At 39.0% G+C, this 20,858-nt stretch carries 23 protein-coding genes, 1 other RNA gene, 1 pseudogene and 1 riboswitch; of the genes and pseudogenes, 20 read left to right on the top strand and 5 right to left on the bottom strand.

Annotated features, from left to right (window positions below):
- The first annotated feature begins 552 nt into the window (after window positions 1–552).
- The 16 genes and pseudogenes from ACIQCE_RS10645 (at window position 553) to ACIQCE_RS10720 (ending at window position 16,815) form a co-directional block, all read left to right on the top strand.
- A complete protein-coding gene (locus tag ACIQCE_RS10645) occupies window positions 553–786 on the top strand; it encodes a CotD family spore coat protein (protein WP_353855458.1) in 234 nt (77 codons plus the stop codon).
- A gap of 50 nt (window positions 787–836) precedes the next feature.
- A complete protein-coding gene (locus tag ACIQCE_RS10650; protein WP_400494925.1) occupies window positions 837–1,379 on the top strand; it encodes an SLOG family protein in 543 nt (180 codons plus the stop codon).
- A gap of 75 nt (window positions 1,380–1,454) precedes the next feature.
- Entirely contained in the window at window positions 1,455–1,760 is a 306-nt protein-coding gene (gpsB, locus tag ACIQCE_RS10655; RefSeq protein ID WP_008356836.1) for a cell division regulator GpsB, read from the top strand.
- A gap of 56 nt (window positions 1,761–1,816) precedes the next feature.
- Window positions 1,817–2,199, top strand: an RNA gene (gene rnpB, locus ACIQCE_RS10660) — RNase P RNA component class B.
- Window positions 2,200–2,306: 107 nt separating this feature from the next.
- Window positions 2,307–3,461 carry a THUMP domain-containing class I SAM-dependent RNA methyltransferase gene (locus ACIQCE_RS10665; RefSeq protein WP_400494928.1) on the top strand — a complete coding sequence of 385 codons (1,155 nt, stop codon included), beginning with the start codon at window positions 2,307–2,309 and terminating at the stop codon, window positions 3,459–3,461.
- 114 nt (window positions 3,462–3,575) lie between these two features.
- Window positions 3,576–3,773, top strand: coding sequence for a hypothetical protein (locus tag ACIQCE_RS10670; protein ID WP_400494930.1), 198 nt, complete (start codon window positions 3,576–3,578; stop codon window positions 3,771–3,773).
- A 73-nt stretch (window positions 3,774–3,846) separates the two neighbouring features.
- Complete coding sequence (locus ACIQCE_RS10675; protein WP_400494932.1) at window positions 3,847–5,787, top strand: ATP-dependent DNA helicase; 1,941 nt, start codon at window positions 3,847–3,849, stop codon at window positions 5,785–5,787.
- Window positions 5,788–5,894: 107 nt separating this feature from the next.
- Window positions 5,895–7,400 (top strand): carboxypeptidase M32, encoded by a 1,506-nt coding sequence (locus ACIQCE_RS10680; protein ID WP_400494934.1) that lies wholly within the window; start codon window positions 5,895–5,897, stop codon window positions 7,398–7,400.
- A gap of 140 nt (window positions 7,401–7,540) precedes the next feature.
- Window positions 7,541–7,640, top strand: a riboswitch (purine riboswitch).
- Between the two features lie 119 nt (window positions 7,641–7,759).
- Window positions 7,760–8,344, top strand: a complete 585-nt coding sequence (gene xpt, locus ACIQCE_RS10685) for a xanthine phosphoribosyltransferase (protein WP_353856532.1) — start codon at window positions 7,760–7,762, stop codon at window positions 8,342–8,344.
- On the top strand, window positions 8,341–9,660 hold the full coding sequence (locus ACIQCE_RS10690) for a nucleobase:cation symporter-2 family protein (protein WP_400494937.1): 1,320 nt from the start codon (window positions 8,341–8,343) through the stop codon (window positions 9,658–9,660). The genes xpt and ACIQCE_RS10690 overlap by 4 nt, the downstream gene beginning before the upstream one ends.
- A gap of 233 nt (window positions 9,661–9,893) precedes the next feature.
- Complete coding sequence (locus ACIQCE_RS10695; RefSeq protein WP_400494939.1) at window positions 9,894–10,991, top strand: type III polyketide synthase; 1,098 nt, start codon at window positions 9,894–9,896, stop codon at window positions 10,989–10,991.
- Window positions 10,991–11,500 (top strand): isoprenylcysteine carboxyl methyltransferase family protein, encoded by a 510-nt coding sequence (locus tag ACIQCE_RS10700; protein ID WP_400494998.1) that lies wholly within the window; start codon window positions 10,991–10,993, stop codon window positions 11,498–11,500. The genes ACIQCE_RS10695 and ACIQCE_RS10700 overlap by 1 nt, the downstream gene beginning before the upstream one ends.
- 304 nt (window positions 11,501–11,804) lie before the next feature.
- The gene (dynA, locus tag ACIQCE_RS10705) at window positions 11,805–15,395 is read left to right on the top strand and encodes a dynamin GTPase (protein WP_400494941.1); all 3,591 of its coding nucleotides are present in this window, start codon (window positions 11,805–11,807) and stop codon (window positions 15,393–15,395) included.
- A pseudogene (locus ACIQCE_RS10710) lies at window positions 15,368–15,672 on the top strand (DUF2533 family protein). The gene dynA and the pseudogene ACIQCE_RS10710 overlap by 28 nt, the downstream one beginning before the upstream one ends.
- Window positions 15,650–15,817 (top strand): hypothetical protein, encoded by a 168-nt coding sequence (locus tag ACIQCE_RS10715; RefSeq protein ID WP_400494943.1) that lies wholly within the window; start codon window positions 15,650–15,652, stop codon window positions 15,815–15,817. The pseudogene ACIQCE_RS10710 and the gene ACIQCE_RS10715 overlap by 23 nt, the downstream one beginning before the upstream one ends.
- Before the next feature lie 110 nt (window positions 15,818–15,927).
- Window positions 15,928–16,815: a 5'-3' exonuclease gene (locus ACIQCE_RS10720; protein WP_400494946.1), complete on the top strand. Its 888-nt coding sequence runs from the start codon at window positions 15,928–15,930 to the stop codon at window positions 16,813–16,815.
- Window positions 16,816–16,825: 10 nt separating this feature from the next.
- Here ACIQCE_RS10720 and ACIQCE_RS10725 read toward each other — a convergent pair whose 3' ends face one another.
- The 3 genes from ACIQCE_RS10725 to ACIQCE_RS10735 are packed head-to-tail and all read right to left on the bottom strand — an operon-like array spanning window position 16,826 to window position 18,080.
- Entirely contained in the window at window positions 16,826–16,942 is a 117-nt protein-coding gene (locus tag ACIQCE_RS10725; RefSeq protein ID WP_400495000.1) for a small, acid-soluble spore protein L, read from the bottom strand.
- A gap of 51 nt (window positions 16,943–16,993) precedes the next feature.
- Window positions 16,994–17,389 (bottom strand): reverse transcriptase-like protein, encoded by a 396-nt coding sequence (locus ACIQCE_RS10730; RefSeq protein WP_353855468.1) that lies wholly within the window; start codon window positions 17,387–17,389, stop codon window positions 16,994–16,996.
- 1 nt (window position 17,390) lies between these two features.
- Window positions 17,391–18,080, bottom strand: coding sequence for a queuosine precursor transporter (locus tag ACIQCE_RS10735; protein ID WP_400494949.1), 690 nt, complete (start codon window positions 18,078–18,080; stop codon window positions 17,391–17,393).
- Between the two features lie 94 nt (window positions 18,081–18,174).
- Between ACIQCE_RS10735 and ACIQCE_RS10740 the strand changes: the two genes are divergently transcribed.
- The 3 genes from ACIQCE_RS10740 to ACIQCE_RS10750 all read left to right on the top strand — a co-directional run bounded on the left by ACIQCE_RS10740 (window position 18,175) and on the right by ACIQCE_RS10750 (window position 19,392).
- Window positions 18,175–18,846, top strand: coding sequence for a reverse transcriptase-like protein (locus ACIQCE_RS10740; RefSeq protein WP_400494951.1), 672 nt, complete (start codon window positions 18,175–18,177; stop codon window positions 18,844–18,846).
- A gap of 1 nt (window position 18,847) precedes the next feature.
- Window positions 18,848–19,030 carry a zinc-finger domain-containing protein gene (locus ACIQCE_RS10745; RefSeq protein ID WP_353855471.1) on the top strand — a complete coding sequence of 61 codons (183 nt, stop codon included), beginning with the start codon at window positions 18,848–18,850 and terminating at the stop codon, window positions 19,028–19,030.
- 179 nt (window positions 19,031–19,209) lie between these two features.
- Window positions 19,210–19,392 (top strand): hypothetical protein, encoded by a 183-nt coding sequence (locus tag ACIQCE_RS10750; protein ID WP_353855472.1) that lies wholly within the window; start codon window positions 19,210–19,212, stop codon window positions 19,390–19,392.
- A 49-nt stretch (window positions 19,393–19,441) separates the two neighbouring features.
- Here ACIQCE_RS10750 and cspD read toward each other — a convergent pair whose 3' ends face one another.
- Window positions 19,442–19,642 carry a cold-shock protein CspD gene (cspD, locus tag ACIQCE_RS10755; RefSeq protein ID WP_024422747.1) on the bottom strand — a complete coding sequence of 67 codons (201 nt, stop codon included), beginning with the start codon at window positions 19,640–19,642 and terminating at the stop codon, window positions 19,442–19,444.
- Window positions 19,643–19,913: 271 nt separating this feature from the next.
- Between cspD and ACIQCE_RS10760 the strand changes: the two genes are divergently transcribed.
- Window positions 19,914–20,615, top strand: coding sequence for an AIM24 family protein (locus ACIQCE_RS10760; RefSeq protein WP_400494956.1), 702 nt, complete (start codon window positions 19,914–19,916; stop codon window positions 20,613–20,615).
- A gap of 60 nt (window positions 20,616–20,675) precedes the next feature.
- Here ACIQCE_RS10760 and ACIQCE_RS10765 read toward each other — a convergent pair.
- The coding region (locus ACIQCE_RS10765; RefSeq protein ID WP_400494965.1) for an IS3 family transposase at window positions 20,676–20,858 on the bottom strand (183 nt) is incomplete at its 5' end.

The following is a 20,858-nucleotide window of genomic DNA, read 5'->3' on the forward strand; positions in this document are numbered from 1 at the left end:
TTGGCCACAAGTAAAACAAGACATACTTTATTGCGAGATCAAATACCTGCACGGCAGCGTGTAGACAAACCCTCGCATTTGTTATTAGGTCTGCATGCCAGTGCTCACGAATGTCAAATTCACTTCGCTCTGGTACTTGTCCTTCCTAGACTTCAAAGGTTTTCTATCACGCTGAAAAAATGACAAAGGGCAAAAATAAAAATCATTTTAGCCCTTTGTCAACAAACTGTGGCAATGAAATTATTGCCTGGGAAAGCGCAAAAAATGACAACGTTCGGTCCTCGACCGAAAATAAAAATTGTTTAGCACTTTTATTGTAGAAAAGTCACGAATCCTGTAAAATAGCGTTAGATATTGAATGAGGAGCGTAGAGCATGTATAAGGGTCTTTTTTACTTGTTTTTTCTTGTTGTCATTTTGATTGCTTTTGTTTTTTCGAACTATAAGAATGTTTTTCTTGCAAATTTTTAAAATAGGTTAATGCATTAGTACATGTATTCCTCTTGATTCATACATTATTAATGTAAGAAAATCAAGGAAAGGGGAATGCTACATGTACCATCATCATTGCCAACCAAATGTTACAAAGCCAATTGTTCATCCGACGAATCATTGCTGTACACACAGTGAGTCAACAACAATTGTGCCGCATATCCATCCGCAACATGTGACAAACGTCCACCATCAAAATTTCAAACATGTTCACTACTTCCCGCATACGTATTCTCAGGTGGATCCAGCAACACATCAACACTTTAACTGCGGAGGACCTTGCTGTAACAGATAAAGTGAATTGGGACTTTTTAAAGTCCCTTTTTTTAAAAAGCAGGTGAAGACATGAAAAGGATCGCTGTAACAGGGTACAAGCCATTTGAACTTGGGATATTTAAAGAAGGAGAACCTGCACTTCAGTACATAAAAGCGGAACTTCGGAAAAGATTGACTTCACTGGCAGAAGAAGGACTTGAGTGGGTCCTTATTTCAGGTCAGCTTGGCGCAGAGATTTGGACGGCCGAAGTGGTATTTGAGCTTCAAGAAGAATACCCAGCTTTAAAACTTGCTGTGATTACACCATTTTATCAACAGGAAGAGCGTTGGAATGAACAAAATAAAGAACTGTATAAAGGTGTGCTAGCAAAAGCAGATTTTGTTGAGAGTGTCTCGCATAGGCCGTATGAAAGTCCAGCACAGTTCAAACAGAAAAACCGCTTTTTTATTGAAAAAACAGAAGGCCTTCTTGTCTTATATGATCCTGAACATGAAGGCTCTCCAAAGTATATGATCAGAGAAGCTGAGACATATGCTGATTACCCAATTATGTATATAACGATGGATGATCTAAGAGCACAAGTTGAGGCGAAAGATCCGTTTTTTGAATAAAAGCAAGAGAAAATTTGACAACGTCACGTATTTCTGAAAAAATATACTATGAATTCACGATATGAGGTGAAAAAGATGCTTGCTGATAAAGTAAAGCTTTCTGCAAAAGAAATTTTAGAAAAAGAATTTAAAACAGGTGTGAGAGGGTATAAACAAGAAGAAGTCGATAAATTTTTAGATATGGTCATTAAAGACTATGAAACATTCCATCAAGAAATTGAAAAGCTTCAACAAGAAAACCTTCACTTGACGAAACAACTAGAAGAAGCGGTCGAGCAAGGAAAAAGACAGCCTGCCCAGTCCAATACAACAAACTTCGATATTTTAAAAAGACTATCTAACCTTGAGAAACACGTCTTCGGTAGCAAACTTTATGATTAATACTGAAATGGCTTGTGTAAGATGACATAGTCGTTTATAATAACGGTTGGTGATTAACGTTCGGGTAATCGCTGTAATGCTCTATGCATTGCAGAGGAAAGTCCATGCTCGCACGGTGCTGAGATGCCCGTAGTGTTCGTGCCTGGCGAAAAAATAAGCCAGGGCAGTCTGGGAAAGACTGACGGCAGGGGAAATGCCTAAGTCCTTTTAGGATATGGTAAAGTACCCTTGAAAGTGCCACAGTGACGAAGTCTCACTAGAAATGGTGAGAGTGGAACGCGGTAAACCCCTCGAGCGAGAAACCCAAATTTGGTAGGGGAACTTTCTCAAAGGAACTAAACGGAGAGAAGGACAGAGATTTCTGTAGATAGATGATTACCACCTGAGTACGAGGCATTTGCCGCTTGCAGTACGATGGAACAAAACATGGCTTACAGAACGTTACATCCGTTATCATAAGCATGATGAAAACAAAGCTCTCCTATTTACATATGGAGAGCTTTTATCTTGAATAAGAAAAAGTAAGAGAAAACAGGTGATCAATAGATGAGAACTTATACACTCATCGCGACAGCTCCAATGGGCATTGAAGCAATTGTTGCAAAAGAAGTAAGAGACCTTGGCTATGAGTGCACAGTAGATAATGGGAAAGTGATTTTTCAAGGAGATGCTCTTGCGATTTGTCGCGCAAACCTTTGGTTGCGCACAGCGGATCGTGTAAAGGTACAAGTAGCTGAATTTCCGGCGAAATCATTTGACGAGCTATTTGAACGAACGAAAGCGATTGACTGGGCGGCTTACTTACCGAAAAATAGTACATTCCCTGTCATCGGTAAGTCTGTCAAATCACAGCTTGCAAGTGTGCCGGATTGTCAGCGAATCGTCAAAAAGGCCATTGCACAAAAATTAAGATCAGCTTACAACATTCAGTCTGAATGGCTGGAGGAGACAGGACCAGAATATAAAGTTGAGATTGCCCTTTTAAAAGATAAGGCAGTTCTCACACTCGATACATCTGGTGTAGGACTCCACAAACGTGGATACCGCACGGATCAGGGAGGGGCCCCCATTAAAGAAACCCTTGCTGCGGCTTTGGTATTATTGACGAATTGGACGCCTGACCGTCCATTTGTTGACCCTTTTTGCGGATCTGGAACGATTGCAATTGAAGCGGCAATGATAGGCCAGAACATTGCCCCAGGATTTAACCGAGAATTTGCTTCAGAAGCATGGACGTGGATTGGTGAGGACGTATGGAATCAAGCGCGTCATGAAGTGGAAGAAAAAGCCAATTATGATCAGCCTCTACAAATCACCGCAAGTGATATTGACCATCGCATGGTGGAAATTGCGAAGATGAATGCAGAAGAAGCTGGTTTAAGTGAATTAATTCAATTTAAGCAAATGCAAGTGAAAGATTTTCAAACAAAAGAAGAGTATGGTGTGATTGTAGGGAATCCGCCTTACGGAGAACGCCTCAGTGATAAACAAGCTGTCGAAAAAATGTACCGAGATATGGGTAAAGTATTTAAAGAGTTAGAGACATGGTCGATTTATATACTAACGTCACATGAAAAGTTTGAAGAGTGTTTTGGAAAAAAAGCAACCAAAAAGAGAAAACTGTTCAATGGATTCATTAAAACCGACTATTATCAATATTGGGGAAAACGTCCACCTAAAAAACAACGAACTGAAGTATAAAAAATGGTCACACCTGAACAGGTGTGGCTTTTTTATGGTTTGATGAAACCAATAGGTATAAACCTTAGAGAGACGGAATAAACTGAACTTGATTTTAAAAAAAGAGGTGTCACAATGATTCAATATGATCAATTTCAGTTAATCGAAAAAGCATTGTCTTCTACTGCTCAAGAAATACAAGGGCAGGAATCTGGACAACCTTCTCAGCTTGTTGCGGCTATGCATGATTTAGAGCTTGCTCGAGCTTACAAAGAGCATTCAGAGCATGCATTTCTAATGAAAGAAAGTTATCATCATCGCCTGCGTTCATAAAAAGATTGAGTTTCCCCTGTGAAAATGTTACTATTGAATGTCTGAATGATTCAAAAGTTGGGGGTTGAAGCAGGTGACAGCATCTCGTTTGCCTTTTTCATTATCAAAAGAACATAATTTTTACGAAGAGCTGGGCAACTGGATTGGTGATGTGTTTTATGACATTTTACCAGAAAAGGGCTTTGATCTTCGGGATGAACAAATATTCATGGCTTTTCAGCTAGAAAGAGCTTTTAAAGAAAAAAATGTGATGTTTGCAGAAGCTGGGGTAGGCACAGGCAAAACCATCGTCTATCTATTATTTGCCGTCACATATGCAAGGTATACAGGGAAACCTGCGATTATTGCATGTGCTGATGAAACATTAATTGAACAGCTTGTCAAACAAGAAGGTGACATCTATAAAATTGCTCATCACCTAGAGATTCAAATAGATGCGAGATTAAGTAAATCTCATGACCAATATTTATGTTTGAAAAAACTAGAGAAAACGATGCAGCGTGAAGACGATGAGAAGTGGCTTGATATTTATGAATCACTTCCTTCATTTGTTCATGAATCACACGGTATGCAAACCTTTTATCCGTATGGCGACCGAAAAGAGTACCCAAAACTATCAAATGATGAATGGACAAAAATCGGCTATGACTCTTTTCAAGATTGCTTGACTTGTGACATGCGTCACCGCTGCGGTCTGAATTTATCAAGAGATGATTATCGCAAGGCAACGGATCTTATCATTTGTTCTCATGACTTTTACATGGAACATGTGTGGACAAAGGAGTCTCGTAAGCGTGAAGGTCAGCTTCCGCTTTTACCTGAACATAGTTCTGTCGTATTTGATGAAGGGCACCTTCTTGAGTTTGCAGCTCAAAAAGCTTTAACGTACAGAGTCAAGCAATCAACTCTTGAGACATTCTTAGAGCGACTTTTACAAAATGACATTCGTGAGGAATTTGCAGAGCTCGTTGAAGATGCGCTTGCAATAAACGATGAATTCTTTTATCTCTTAAAAACAAATGCAAAAGAAGTCAAAGGCTCACATCGACATGAAATTGAACGCGATGAAGAGGTTAAGCGTTCAGCAAGTGAATTGTGTGACTTACTTGAAAAAATCGGAGAAGCGCTCGTTTTTGAATCCGAGATGTATACAATTGATCAATACGAATTGTCTGTGGTGGAAGAGTATATTGAACAAATGGCTTATTCGCTTTCACTTTATCAAAAGAATGCCATTAGCTGGCTTGAAAAGCAGGAATTAGACACTACGTTTGTCGTTATGCCAAAGACGGTTGCAGAGGTGCTTGGTGAAAAGGTATTCTCACAAAAAATCCCTTATATTTTCTCTTCAGCTACATTGTCTGATAATCAATCTTTTGACTATTTAGCGAAAAGTCTTGGCATCAAAGACTATTTATCTATGAGTGTTGCCTCGCCGTATGATTATGAAGAGCAAATGCGTATCTATTTTCATGGGATTTCACAGCCGTTCCCTCAAGCAGAGGCAAAAGGAAATCAAGTCATGTCTCATCTGAAAGAAAATGGGGGCCGTTCACTCATCTTATTTCCTTCATTTGATGAACTTCATTTGTTTAGAAAACAGTTTGACGCATCAAATGAATTATTGCCTTTCCATGTGTATTTTGAGGGAGACGAGGAGATTAGCACCATTGTTCAAAAGTTTCAAGCAGATGAAACGTCTGTTTTATGCTCTGTACACCTTTGGGAAGGATTAGATATTCCAGGTCAATCACTGACGAGTGTTGTCATCTGGGGACTTCCTTATCCACCTCATGATCCTGTATTTGAAGCAAAGCGTAACGAAGCGAAAAATGCATATGCTGAAATAGACCTTCCATATATGCTGCTACGATTAAGACAAGGCATTGGGAGACTGATTCGGACAAGCCAAGATTCTGGGACCATTCATGTGTTTTTTGATTGCAAGAAAGACGCTAAGCTTCAAAGTAAAATTGAATCTGTACTGCCAGTTAAACCAGTCATTAGTTCATAAAAGGAGGATGCAGCTTTGTATCCTCCTCTTTTTCATTGACAAACGATCATTTATTGAAGTAGCCTTGAAACGTACATACATATTTTATTGATTGGGGGAACAAAAGCATGAGTCTTGAATCACAAGAGAAAGCGTTTTATCAATTACTAGGAAAAATCGCTCACTATACAGAGGCGCTCCATTTACTTTATTGGGATTCCAGAACACAAGCTCCTAAAAAAGGCGCTGAGTTCAGATCTGAAACCATCGGTCAATTATCAAGTGACATTTTTAATATGAAAACTTCTGATGAAATGAGAGATCTTCTTGCTGCATTAAATAAACATCGAGATGAGCTGTCTCTAGATACACAAAAGGCGCTCGAATTATCACAAAAAGAGTATGATGAAAACAGCAAAATTCCAAAAGAAGAATTTAAGGAATATTCCATTTTACAATCAAAAGCAGAGCATGTTTGGGTAGAGGCGAGAGAAAAATCAGACTTTTCGCTCTTTGCACCATACTTAAAGCAACTCATTGATTTCAATAAACGTTTTATTCAATATTGGGGCGTCAAAAAAACGCCGTATGATGTACTGCTTAATAATTATGAGCCTGATATGACGGTTGAGCAACTCGATCAAATGTTTGGCGCGCTACGTGAAGCCATCGTTCCTTTAGTGAAAAAAATCGAAGCCTCTTCAAACAAGCCGGATACTTCATTTTTATTTAAAAGTTTCCCAATCGATAAGCAAAAAGAACTTAGTACCTTTTTCTTAAAAGAGTTAGGCTATGACTTTGATGCGGGTCGTCTTGATACGACAGTTCATCCGTTTGCTGTGACATTAAGCAGAGGCGATGTTCGTGTGACTACTCGCTATGATGAACATGATTTTCGTATGGCGCTCTTTGGCACGATTCATGAGTGTGGTCATGCCATCTATGAACAAAACATTGATGAGTCATTGAGCGGAACTCTGTTATGCGACGGTACGTCTATGGGCATCCATGAGTCGCAGTCACTGTTCTTTGAGAACTTTATTGGCAGGCACGAAGATTTCTGGAAAACATATTATCAAAAGCTACAGGATGCTTCTCCTGAACAATTCAAAGATGTTTCTTTAAAAGATTTTGTGCGTGCTGTCAATGAATCAAAACCGACATTCATTCGAATTGAAGCAGATGAACTGACGTACCCGCTCCATATCATCATTCGCTATGAAATTGAAAAAGCCATTTTCAATGAAGATGTAGCGGTTGAAGATCTGCCTGCACTTTGGAATGAAAAATACAAAGCGTATCTTGGCATTACACCGCCTAACGATGCACTTGGTATCTTACAGGATGTTCACTGGTCTGATGGAAGCTTTGGCTATTTCCCTTCATATGCTCTTGGTTATATGTATGCGGCACAATTAAAGCATCAAATGCTCAAAGATCTTCCGAATTTCGATGAGCTGATTCAAAATGGGTCTTTTGCTCCGATAAAACAATGGCTGACTGAGCATGTCCACAAACATGGAAAACGGAAAAAGCCTTCTGAAATCATTCAAGATGCAACCGGCGAAGAACTAAATGTTCAATATTTAATCAATTACTTAACAGATAAATATACGAAACTCTATTTATCATAAAATGAAAAGCACCCTTTGATTGAAAAGGGGGCTTCTTTCATATTTGAATATTCTAAAAACGAACATTTTGATCTTATTTGCTATTTAAGTTCGGTGTTCTTCTAGAAAAGTCCTTTTCATCCGTTTGAAATCTTGTTATAATTTGAACACTATGAAACACTCATATAATCGCGTGATGATGGCACGCAAGTTTCTACCGGACACCGATACCGTCCGACTATGAGTGAGCAAAATGAAACGGCTTGATATGAGCTGAAGATCTTAGGGATCGTTTTCGCATTGCTTGCTCCTTTTGGACAGCAATGCTTTTTTTATGTGTAAAAATAGAATCTTTGTCAATATGATAGGAGGAAGAAATGATGGAATTGTTGCGCCGAAAAATTGAGAATGAAGGAATCGTTCTATCGAATCAAGTGCTAAAGGTAGACGCCTTTTTAAATCATCAAATTGACCCAGTCTTAATGCATGAGATTGGCCAAGAGTTTGCTAGATTATTTGAACATGCGGGGATTACAAAGATCATCACCATTGAATCTTCTGGTATTGCGCCTGCTGTGATGGCTGGTCTTGCGCTGAATGTTCCCGTTGTGTTTGCTCGTAAACGCCAATCACTCACATTAACGGATAACTTGCTGACAGCAAGTGTATACTCCTTTACAAAAAAAATCGAAAGTACCATCGCTATTTCAAACACCCATCTTGATGAAAACGACTGTGTGTTGATTATAGATGACTTTCTTGCCAACGGTGAAGCCGCTAAAGGACTCGCTGCTATTGCAAAACAGGCAAAGGCAAAGGTAGCAGGCTTTGGGATTGTCATTGAGAAGTCATTCCAACCGGGGAGAAAAGAGCTTGTCCGAATGGGATTCCGCGTTGAGTCGCTTGTACGTATAGAATCACTTGAAGAAGGGAAAGTCACGTTTGTACGGGAGGTACAATCATGAGTGCTGCTAAAAAAGCCAAAACGCTATCTCTAGGCATCCAGCATGTGCTGGCTATGTATACAGGTGCAGTGCTTGTACCGCTCATTGTTGGAGATGCGCTAGGACTCACACCGGCACAACTAACGTACTTAATTTCGGCAGATATATTCATGTGCGGTGCAGCCACACTGCTTCAAGTCTGGAAAAATCGCTTTTTTGGCATTGGTTTGCCGGTTGTTTTAGGCTGTACATTTACAGCTGTCTCTCCAATGATTGCAATTGGGTCAAAGTACGGGATTTCGTCCATATACGGAAGTATCATTGCATCAGGTTTAATAGTCATCGCACTATCCTTTTTCTTCGGAAAGCTTGTTAAGTTCTTCCCGCCTGTTGTGACGGGGTCAGTGGTGACAATTATTGGGATTACTCTTATTCCGGTGGCCATGAACAATATGGCAGGTGGAGAAGGAAGTCCTGATTATGGATCTTTTGAAAATCTAGGGATGGCCTTCCTTGTCTTGCTTATCATTGTTCTGCTTTATCGCTTTACTAAAGGGTTTTTGAAAGCTATTGCGATTTTAATCGGTATTCTACTTGGTACAGCGATAGCTGCCATTTTAGGAAAAGTTGAAACAGCGGAAGTAGCGAATGCGCAAATCTTCCGAATGATTGAACCTTTTTATTTTGGGATGCCATCTTTCAAATTTGTGCCGATTATGACAATGACACTTGTTGCCATTGTCACTTTAGTTGAATCAACAGGCGTGTATTTTGCACTAGGAGATATAACGAATCGCTCATTAAAGGAAAAAGACTTGGCAAAGGGCTATCGTGCAGAGGGAATTGCTGTGTTATTAGGCGGCATTTTCAATGCATTCCCGTATACGGCTTATTCACAAAACGTTGGTCTGATCCAGTTAACAGGCGTAAAGAAAAACCAAGTCATAGTCGTAACAGGTGCATTATTGATGCTGTTTGGGTTGTTTCCAAAAATCGCTGCTTTTACGACGATTATCCCAAAATCGGTACTTGGCGGAGCCATGGTGGCGATGTTTGGAATGGTCATTGCTTACGGTATTAAAATGCTGTCGCACGTTGATTTTTCAAAGCAGGAAAACTTGCTCATTGTTGCTTGTTCTGTTGGGATCGGTCTAGGAGTAACAGTTGTTCCGCAAATGTTTGAGCATCTGCCAGAATCCATTAAATTACTGACGAGTAACGGAATTGTCGTTGGAAGCTTTACAGCCATTTTTCTTCATATTATTTTTCACATGATTCCTTTTCAAAAAGAAGCTCACCTCGAAAGCCAAGTGGAAGAAGCGAAACAATCTATGTAACACCTCTTATTGAGAGGTGTTTTTTGCATAAAAAAAGCAGGTTCGCTTGGCTTGGAACGAACCTGTGAAGGAGGAAAACTACATCATGTTTTCATTTATATTATCCATTATTTATCAATTGTCGTCAAGACAAAAAGTTAGACAAAGGAAAATATTTTGACTGAATTGTGACCATTTGGTCTGTATATCCTTTTTTTGATAGGGGATATTAAACCAAAAAAGAGGTGAAGCCGATGGCCTATATACTTTCAGTTGGAACGAGTCTGCCACAGAATCATGTGGATCAGCAAAAAGCTGCTGAATTTGCAAAATCTCAATTTAAACGATCGTTTAAAGATATTGACCGGCTGCTGAGAGCGTTTCAAAATGGAGAAATTCAGAGCAGACAGTTTGTGCAGCCCATTGAATGGTATCAGATGCACCACTCTTTTGAAGAGAAAAATAATCTCTATTTGGAAAAGGCATTGGCTCATGCGAAAGAGGCCATATGTAACTGTCTGAATGAACCCACATTTCTTAAAACGCCAGTTCCATGCGAAGACATTGATGCCTTGTTTTTTATCTCAAGCACTGGCTTATCGACACCAAGTCTTGATGCAAAGCTGATGAATGTACTCCCTTTTTCACCTTATACAAAACGAATCCCCATTTGGGGGTTAGGCTGCGGCGGGGGTGCGGCAGGATTGTCTCGGGCTTTTGAATACATAAAGGCCTATCCGAAAGCAAAGGTTCTTGTAGTGGCATGTGAACTTTGTAGCTTGACCTTTCAGCCAAAAGACCAATCCAAAAGTAATTTAATAGGCACTTCCCTGTTTGGTGATGGGGTTGCGGCTGTTCTGTTAAGCGGAAAACAGGCTGCGTTTCAATATACTAATTTAAAAACTGTGCCCAAAGTAGTCGGTACGCAGTCAGTTACAATGAAAGATTCTGAAGATGTAATGGGCTGGGATTTTACAAGTGACGGTTTCAAGGTTATATTTTCACGTGACATCCCGTCAATTATTTCTGGCTGGTTAAAAGAACAGGTCGATCAATTTCTTGGACAGCAAGGACTTTCAAAAGACGATATTTCAGTTTTCCTTGCACATCCTGGTGGAAAAAAAGTCATTGATGCGTATCTTCAAAGTCTTTCCTTACACGAAAGGCAGCTTTTTTCTTCAAAAGAAGTGCTGAAGAATCACGGAAATATGTCCTCTGCTACAGTTTTGTATGTCATCAAACATTTTCTTGAACACGAAACGGCTGAGGTCGATGCAATCGGTCTTTGCGGCGCACTTGGTCCAGGCTTTTCCTCTGAACTATTACTAATGAGATGGGAGGGAGCCTCATGATGGTCTTTTGGCTAATCATTGGTCTGTTGATTTGTCAGCGGCTGATAGAAGTACTTGTTGCAAAAAGGAATGAAAAAAAAGTAAAAGCCATAGGTGCTATTGAATTTGGGGCTCGTCATTACCCTTATATGGTGGCCATGCATGCTGCTTTTTTTCTTTCGCTTATTGCAGAGACATTGCTTTTTCAACATGAACGATCCCGTTTTTTTCTGTTACTGTTGATACTGCTAATGGTTACACAGCTTGTACGATATTGGGCATTGTGGTCACTTGGAATGTACTGGAATACGAAGATTTTAGTCGTTCCAAATGCCATGATTGTGAAAAAGGGGCCATACCGTTGGTTGAAGCATCCAAACTATTTGGTGGTTGCTATTGAATTTGTATTGATTCCACTTTTGTTTCAGGCGTATATCACGGCGATTCTGTTTACCTGTTTAAATGTATGGATGATGATGGTGCGCATTCAGACAGAAGAAGAAGCGCTTCATCAGTATTTACTAAATTAATATTGAAAATCATTATCAATTGTGGTACACTTTCATTAATGATAAACATTCTCAATCATGAATGATGGACGGTGATCATATGACAATGGTTTTCTTACTCGGTACGGTTTGTGTATATAGCTTATTAATTGGCTTTGTGTTAAAAGGTGTTTTAAAAAAATCTGCTTCCTGATTTCAGTCATTTGAGACTGATCGGGTAGCAGATTTTTTTATTTTCTCAGATCAGAAGAAATTTCTCTTTATTTTGTGTAAAATGGTATCACATACATAACTGACTTTTCTAAAAACAAAGGGGTTTATCGTCATGAAAGACTTGTCTATTCGAGATTCGCTCGTTCAAACTACAGGTGCTTTATATAAAAGTCTCCTCAAAAGGCATGACCATGAGCGCGCAGCTAAACTAGCATCGATTATGAAAAAGGATCATGAAAAAGAAGTGTATATTGCTTTTACAGGTCACTATTCTGCTGGTAAGTCATCACTTGTCAATCACCTGCTCAATGATCAAATTTTGCCAACTAGTCCAATTCCAACAAGTGCAAACTTAGTCGTTGTCAGAAAAGGAACAAATGAAGTCCAACTGCACACTTCTGATGGACGCTTTGCAAAAATGAATGGACCATATGATAAAGAAGCGGTACAGCGTTTTTGTCAAGATGGTGAGCAGATTGAAATGGTCGAAATTAGCGGTGATTTTGGGGCCCTTGAAGACAAAGTCGCATTGATTGATACGCCTGGGATTGATTCAACCGACCATACCCATTTTTTATCTGCTGCTTCTATCCTTCATCAAGCAGATGCTCTTTTTTATGTCGTTCATTATAATCATGTACATGCTGAAGAGAATATTCGTTTTATTCGGTCTATCAAAGATCAAGTGCCAAATCTTTATTTTATTGTAAATCAAGTTGATAGGCATGATGAAAATGAGACAGCATTTGAGCACTACCAAAAGCAGGTTTCAGAGATGCTTATAAAAGAGGGAATTGATGAAGATCATCTCTATTTTACTTCTGTAACCGATAAAGCGCATCCAAGAAATGAAATGACTCGTTTAGTGGAGAAACTAAACGAATTACAAACTTTGCCGCAAGCCTCACTTCGTGCATATACCGAGCAGAAAATTGAGCACATATTAAAAGAACACATCGAGTCGTTAAAACAAGAGCTTCAAGAAGATGATCTAGACAGGCTGCTTCAAGAAAAAAAGAAAGAAGTCAAGCAACTTGAAACTGAATTCAACTATATAGAAAATGGTGCCAAGCAACTAGAAGAACATTTATATGCGGAAATGGAAAACATCTTAAAAAATGCGAACTTGACCCCATTTAAGATGAGAGAGCTCGCAGGTGACTACCTCGAATCAAAAGCACCTGGATTTAAAGTGGGGATGCTTTTCACTAAAAATAAAACGCAACAAGAAAAAGAAAGACGGGCTGACGTATTCTTAGCTGATGTAAAAGCGAGAATGAAAGCAGAAGTAGACTGGCATATTGCAGAACTATTCAAAAAAGAAGTCAAACACCATCAGCTTGGTGAAGCTTTGTTGGAAAAAGTGATGTCATTTGAAACACCTGTTGAAGAACCGTTGCTTGAAAAAGCCATTCATCCTGGTGCGACTTTCTCAAGTGAATACGTCCTTCAATATGCGAAAGATGCCGGAGACGCCCTCAAAAAACTAGCAAAACAGGAAGCAAGACAATTAATTGAACAGATGGCACAAACCCTTAAGCAGCAACTAATGAATGCAAAAGGGGAACAACAAGCAAAGTGGGAGCAGGCTAGACAAGAGCTCCAAACGCTAAAGCAGCATCTAACGAAGAACCAGGAAATCATGCAAGACATTCATGACATATGGGAGACTTGGCAAAACGGGACAAATGAGCAGATTGAAGAAGATTGGTTTTATGCGAAAAAAGAATGGATGCAGTATAATCTGCTTGAACAAAACAATACATCTGTAGAGGCAGAAGACGAATCTCAAAAACAGCAAATTGATGAAGAGAAAATACGTCACACGCAGTATGTAACGGCGAACGAGTCTATTGAACAATTTGAAAAACTTTCTCGCATACTATTACCTTTAGACGCACTTCAAACTCAGCGTGAAGCCTTTGAAAAGCGAACGAAACGACTGCAGGCAAGAGAGTTTACCCTAGCATTATTCGGTGCCTTTAGTTCAGGGAAATCTTCCTTTGCGAATGCGCTTGTTGGACGAAAGGTACTACCTTCATCACCTACACCTACAACTGCAACGATTAATAAATTGACAAAACCGACCATAGATCACCCGCATGAAACGGTGAAAGTCATGTTTAAAACAGAGCAGGAAATCCTTCAAGAGCTTGATCAAATCCTTGGGTTTTCAGTCATAGAGGAAAAGGGAGACACATTTGCGCAGAAGCTTGAAAGGGTGCTAAAAAAAAGACATCTTGAACAGGATCATCACATCATTGTCGAGCATTTCTTGCACGCGCAGTCGAAATTTAAAGAATATATTGATAAGCAAACGCCATTATATGTAACTCTTGCAGAACTGAAACCGTATGTGGCAGAAGAAGCCGTTTCTTGTGTGGTGAAGGAAGTAACGGTGTATGTCAATACACCTCTGACAAATAAAGGGCTGACCATTGTTGATACGCCAGGCGCCAGCAGTATGAATAAGCGACATACTGAAATTGCCTTCCAATATATGAAGGATGCAGACGCACTTCTTTATTTAACCTATTACCAGCACTCCTTCTCAAAAGCAGATCGGTCATTTTTACGCAAGCTCGGACTTGTGAAAGATTCATTTAGCATGGATAAAATGTTCTTTATTATCAATGCGGCTGATTTAGCAAAGGATGAAGCAGAGCTTGAAACCGTAATTGACTATGTTCGAAAGGAACTAACGAAAGAAGGAATTCGAAACCCAAATGTCCATCATGTTTCTAGCAAAGAAGTAATAGAAGGAAAGCAACCAACATCTTATAATCAATATCAGCAACTAAGAAAACAATTGGACTATTTTATTGATGAAGAATTAACAAAGGATGCCATCGAGCTTTTACATTTTGAAGCCAATACACTTTGTGGAACGGTTGAAAAACTGCATGCAACGCTACATCAATCAGAAGATGAGAAACAGGCGGAAAAGAAAAAATTAGAGCAGTCATATTTAGAGTTTATTGAAAAAATGAACAACATCAAACGATCAAAGTTGATCACAGAAAGCGTAAAGAAGGATTTACAAGAACAGCTCTACCACATTGTTCAGCGGCTATCACTCTTTGCTAATGACTTGTTAAAGACAGCTTTTTATCCTGGTTTATCTCAAGGTAACTTCCAAGAGCAATTAAAAAAGGCGTTACATCAGGCATTGAAGGATTATGAATTTGAATTTGTGCAGGAAATTAAGGCGCTTGATATTCGAATGGAATCCTTTATCAAGTCGTACTTTCAAGAGGAGTGGGAGAAAGGTATGCAGGCTGCATGCGCTGAAGATCCTTACTTTTCTCTTCGTCTTGCTCCGCCAGATGAGAAAAATGCAGCGTTGAAACAAATCGAAGTGGAAGTGGAGCTTACCCAGTTTGAGCCGCTCTTAAATAAGCAAAAGTCAGCAAAGGCTTTTTTTGAACAAAACGGAAAGGCTATGTTTATTGAAGCGATAAGAGAAGTACTTCTTCAATTAACTTCTATGTGGGCAGATCAAGAACAAGAAGAATTGCTTGTAAGATATAAAAAAATGATAGAGGGTTTTCGTGCAAGTTATGAGACAGATGCAATTCGACAGTTGAAGGAGCAAAGACAAACATATGTCACTAGTCTTACTACAGATCAAAAAAAGCAGGCAATCATTGAACAAGTATACAAGCAAACAAAAGAATGGAAAAACCAATTGAAAACCATTTGATTGATGATAGACTAAATAGCTGTGTACATGAAGAAATGTCAGCACATTCTCAAAAACAGCATGCTCATCTTCAATCCTTTCTTGTCCTTGAAAACAAAAGAGAACAGTCGATTGACCTCGCTGTGACAAGTGTGAACAAATAGAACCGTTTACAACAGATGAGATGAATGCCATCACATCACAAATAAATGAACTGGTACGATGCGGAATTGTCCCTTTACGTAAGCATGTCACAGTTGATATGGTGAGGGAATATGTCGAGCGTAGACAAAAGTAAGATTAACTTTTTCCTTTTTGGTCATCTTAACCATTGGACCAAAAAACAATACGAAAAGCAGCAGAAAAAGAATGTGCCGAAACAAAAAGACATGCCGTCCTATGCTGAAGCCGAAACGAAAAAAATGCAATATGGTCAAAAATAAAAGGGCTGTCCTCTTCTTTTCATAAGGAAAAGAGGCGTCCTTTTTTTTATGTCAGTTAGTGTGTTCTATGATAAAATAGGGATATTGTTTTAAAAAGGGAGTTTATGTGAATGAATAAAAACGTATTACTTGTTGATGGAATGGCGTTGCTCTTTCGGTCGTTTTATGCAACTGCTGTACATCGCAATTTTATGATAAATGAACAAGGTGTTCCGACAAATGGTGTAAATGGCTACCTGAAGCATTTATTAACAGCTATTCAAACGTTTAAACCAACACATATTGTTTGCTGCTGGGACATGGGGAGCCAAACGTATCGTAATGAAATATTTCAAGATTATAAGGCAAATCGAGGAGAACCACCTGTTGAGCTCATACCCCAATTTGATCTAGCAAAGATCGCAACAGAAGAACTAGGAATCATGAACATTGGCTTAAAAGGCTTCGAAGCAGATGATTGTATTGGCACACTCGCTACACACTATAAAGAAGAGGCAAATGTGACCGTTTTAACTGGAGATAAAGATTTGCTACAAATTCTTGATGATCGTGTGACAGTTGCACTCATGCAAAAAGGAATTGGGCATTATAAACATTATACAAAGGAAGTATTTGAAGAGGAAATGGGTGTATCACCAAAGGCGCTAATTGATATGAAAGCTCTTATGGGCGATTCAAGTGATCATTATCCTGGCGTGAAAGGCATCGGAGAAAAAACAGCACTGAAATTGATCCAAACCTATCAAACCATCGACCGACTATTAGAGAACTTACATGAATTAACTGATGCACAGCAAAACAAAATGCAGGCAGGTTTAAAAGACCTCAAGCTGTCACGTATACTGGCGGAAATTAAATGTGATGTACCGCTTGACTGTCCGATTGATCAGACAAAAATAAATATCAATTCAGAACGTGCAGTAGCCATGCTGCGCTTTCACCAAATTAACGGCATTGAACCGATGGTAAACAGATTAAGTGAAGTAGAGATCAGCTAAGACTGATCTCTTAATGTTTTGTATTGCTTTTCTTTGCCCTTTTTTCTAGCTGAGATAAGGGCTGTTTATCTTTTGTTTGTGCGTCACCTTGAGGTGTTGTACCATTTGTGGCACGACCTTTGTTCACTTTATCCAACACGTATCACCTCACAATGATCGTACCCAAAAGTAAAGCGATTCATCCTTTAGATAGGTGAATCGCTTTTCTAGCGAGTTCATCTGCTACTTGATTTTCCTTGCTCGGAATCCACTTAATGAAAAATAAATCAAACTGAGATTGAAGCTCTATCATGTCTTCAATAAAACGCTTAAAGGCTGGATTTTTAGCAAACCCTGCATTTGCAGCTCGATCAACAACCTGTGAGTCGGTCCGAAATGAAACCGTGCGCAATCCTTTTTGCAAGCAGATTTTCATGCCTTCTATCAGGGCCGAAAATTCCGCTTCATGATTGCTCATAGGACCAACAGGAATTGAAAAAAATTCAACCTTGCCGTCATATTTTATAAAAATGCCGATTCCAGAAGGGCCTGGATTCCCTGCACTAGCACCATCAATGTATATTTCAGCTAGCACTTTATTTCCCCCTTTCATCAAGTGGAACCATTTTTTTAGCTACATAAGCATATGGTGTTGCAATCGCCGCTACAATGAATTTAATGACATATGTGGTGATGAAAATGTCAATCCACACATGAAATGGATACGTGCCAAGAAAAGCAATGGTTGTAAAGATGAGTGTATCAAGTAGCTGGCTAATCATCGTACTTCCGGCATTACGCAGCCAAAGCGCACCATCAGAAGGAAATATCCGCCGGATTAACGAATATACATAAACATCTAACATTTGACTGATGATATAAGCAGCAAGACTACCTAGTGCAACCCTTGGCATAAAGCCAAAAATGGTTTCTAATGAGGTTTGTGACATATCAGAGGCAGCGGGTTGAAAAAGCAGAGCCTCCTGCATCACAATCGTTAAGGTTAAAAGTGTGGAAAAGCCAATCCATACAGCCTTTCGAGCCTCAGATTGTCCATATTTCTCGTTAAGGACATCAGTAGCGAAAAACACACTGCCATATAAAATATTCCCAAGTGTTGCCGTTAAGCCAAAGAGTTCAACGATTTTGACAACTTGTAAATTTGCGGCAACAGTCGCAAAGCCAATCCATACGAAAAGCCCAATCTTGCCAAATCCTTTATAAAATAGAAGAACAATGATAAAATTAATGATCGCAAATAAAATCCACATACCTTCATTAAACAAGTGACATGAACTTCCTTTCTGATTGTAAAATGTAACTTTTTGATTATAGCATAACGAACGTTCACCTTAAAAGCTCGGGAAGGCGATGTGTTAGATGAAACTAAGAGCACACTACACAATGAAAGTGAAACATATTGGGTCTGTTGCTTTTTTCCAAGAAGATTGGATGGAGCTAAAGGAGGCCTTGCTTCTAGCAAAGCATATTGAAAAAAAAGAGCCGCTATCCCTCTTATCATTTGAAGATGAAAAAGGGGCTATGTGGTCAATTAAAGAGCTTGAAAAGCTAAAAGAAGAACTTCAACTTGAACCTGATCAGCTTCGGGTATATTTTGATGCTAGTTTTCGTAAAGAAACAGGAGCATCTGGGCTTGGGATTGTCGTGTATTATACACTCGGAGAAGATACCTATCGTTTGAGAAAAAATCATTTTTTTCAAGGTACGACCAATAATGAAGCGGAGTATGCGGCTTTATATGAAGCGGTGAAAGCTTTAAAAGATCTTGGCGCGGGCAGAAATTCTGTGACGATTAAAGGAGATTCACTTGTTGTCATGAATCAGCTAAAAGGGGAGTGGCCTTGTTATGATGATGTGCATCATCGATGGCTCGACCGAATTGAAGCTGCATTAAAAGAGCTGAAGCTCACCCCAACATACGAAATCATTGATCGTAAACAAAATGCAGAAGCAGATCAGCTTGCAAGACAGATGCTTGCAGACGTGCCAATCGAAAGTAAGTTGAAATTAGAAGTAGACGGAGCTGATTAATGTGGATAAAAAAACAGCAGTAAAAGAATTAACAGATCTTCAAGATGCATATTGTTCAGATTGCTTCATTAAGAAGCACTTTCGGAAAGAATTTGGTAAAAAATACGCCCACTCCTTTTGTATTCAACAATGTACAGTTGGAGAAAAAATAAAAGAGTACGGAAAGATGCTGCTCAAAAAGTAAAACTTGCAATCCGGTTTCCCTTATAGATCATCAGCACTTACATCATCAACGAAAAAAACTACTAGAACGTGAAAAAAAAGAACATATTCTAAAAAATAAGCCGATATAACTATTGAAAGTTTTGGTGTAGTTACTTTTTGATTCATTGATGGATAATAGAGGAAAAGGGGAAGACCGGCATGGATAATAAAGATTACGAAACGGTATTACATCGAGCATTTCAAGAAGTTTACAGCGATCTAGAACAGTTAGTAGATGTAGCGAAGAAGGGAAGACCTTTTCTCGAAAAAGATATCTCTGAAATTGAACAAAGGCTGAAACAAAATATTTTAGCGATTGAAATTCAACTGAAAATCAAATAAGAGAGGCAGACGCCTCTCTTTATTGTCGGTTTATCATTCATTTAGTCAATTAAAGTTTTGTAACGTTAGCAGCTTGAGGTCCACGATTACCTTCAACGATTTCGAAAGAAACTTCTTGTCCTTCTTCTAAAGATTTGTAGCCGTCACCTTCGATAGCTGTGAAGTGAACGAATACATCATCTCCGCCTTCAACTTCAATGAAGCCGAAACCTTTTTCATTGTTAAACCATTTTACTTTACCGTTTTGCATATTGCTTTTTCCTCCTAGTACTGTAGCACACCTTTTGGCATACTAAAAAAAATTTTCATCATCTAATCCCTATTCGGTTGTTAAATGATGGTTCCACTATACACTATCGAAAGTAAAGCGTCAAGCGGGCGAGCCAAATTTTGAGTAAAATGTTTGATTTTTTTTGTTTTTTTGAGGAATCAAGCCATTTTTATATAAATCATTCCATTTTTCCGAAACCTAGAAAGCATCTTGTCCGTATAAGAAAAAACTACAAAAAGAGGTGTGCTACATGAATCGTTATACCATTAGAGAATTTGTTGAGACTACGCAGCAGGAGGATAAAGGAGAAGGCGTTTTCGAGCTAGAAACTTCAAGACTTTTAGAAATCAATCTCACAGAGACAATTTGGGCAAAAGCAGGTTCCATGGTCTCATATCGGGGAAAGATTAAGTTTGAACGAGAGGGCGTTTTTGAGCACGGGGTATCAAAAATGTTCAAGAAAATGTTATCAGGAGAAGGAACTTCACTCATGAAGGCCACAGGTGACGGAAAATTATATGTGGCTGATCAAGGAAAAAAGATTTCAATCCTTCGTTTGAATCACGATGAATCCATTTTCGTAAATGGAAATGATCTTTTGGCATTTGAACCAACGATTCAGTGGGATATCAAACTGATGAAAAAGATTTCTGGTATGCTTGCAGGTGGATTGTTTAATGTCAAACTTGAGGGACCTGGTCTGATTGCCATTACAAGTCATTACGAGCCATTAACATTGATCGTTCAACCAGGAGATCAAGTCTATACGGACCCGAATGCAACGGTTGCTTGGTCAGGAGATTTACAAACAGAATTTGTGACAGATGTTTCGTTTAAAACCTTTATTGGCAGGGGGAGCGGGGAATCCATCCAAATGAAGTTTAGCGGGAGCGGCTTTGTTGTGGTTCAGCCCTATGAAGAAGTTTATACATCAAATGGGAATCAAGGATAATATAAAAAGGACGTCCGCATGATTGGTCTTACCCCTGTCAAGTAGACAAATATAAAAAGCCTAAGCTGCCAGTGTGTGACGGTATTCTACTGGAGCACACTGGTTTAATTTTTTCTGGAATCGATCGTGATTATAGAATTGAATGTATTCTTCTATGCTGTTATGAAGCTCTTCTTCCGTTTGACACGAAGAAAAGTAAGTGTTCTCTGTTTTGAGATGAGAGAAAAATGATTCGATACAGGC

This window comes from Bacillus sp. NPDC093026 (genome assembly GCF_044754665.1).
Lineage (GTDB): Bacteria > Bacillota > Bacilli > Bacillales > Bacillaceae > Bacillus > Bacillus maqinnsis.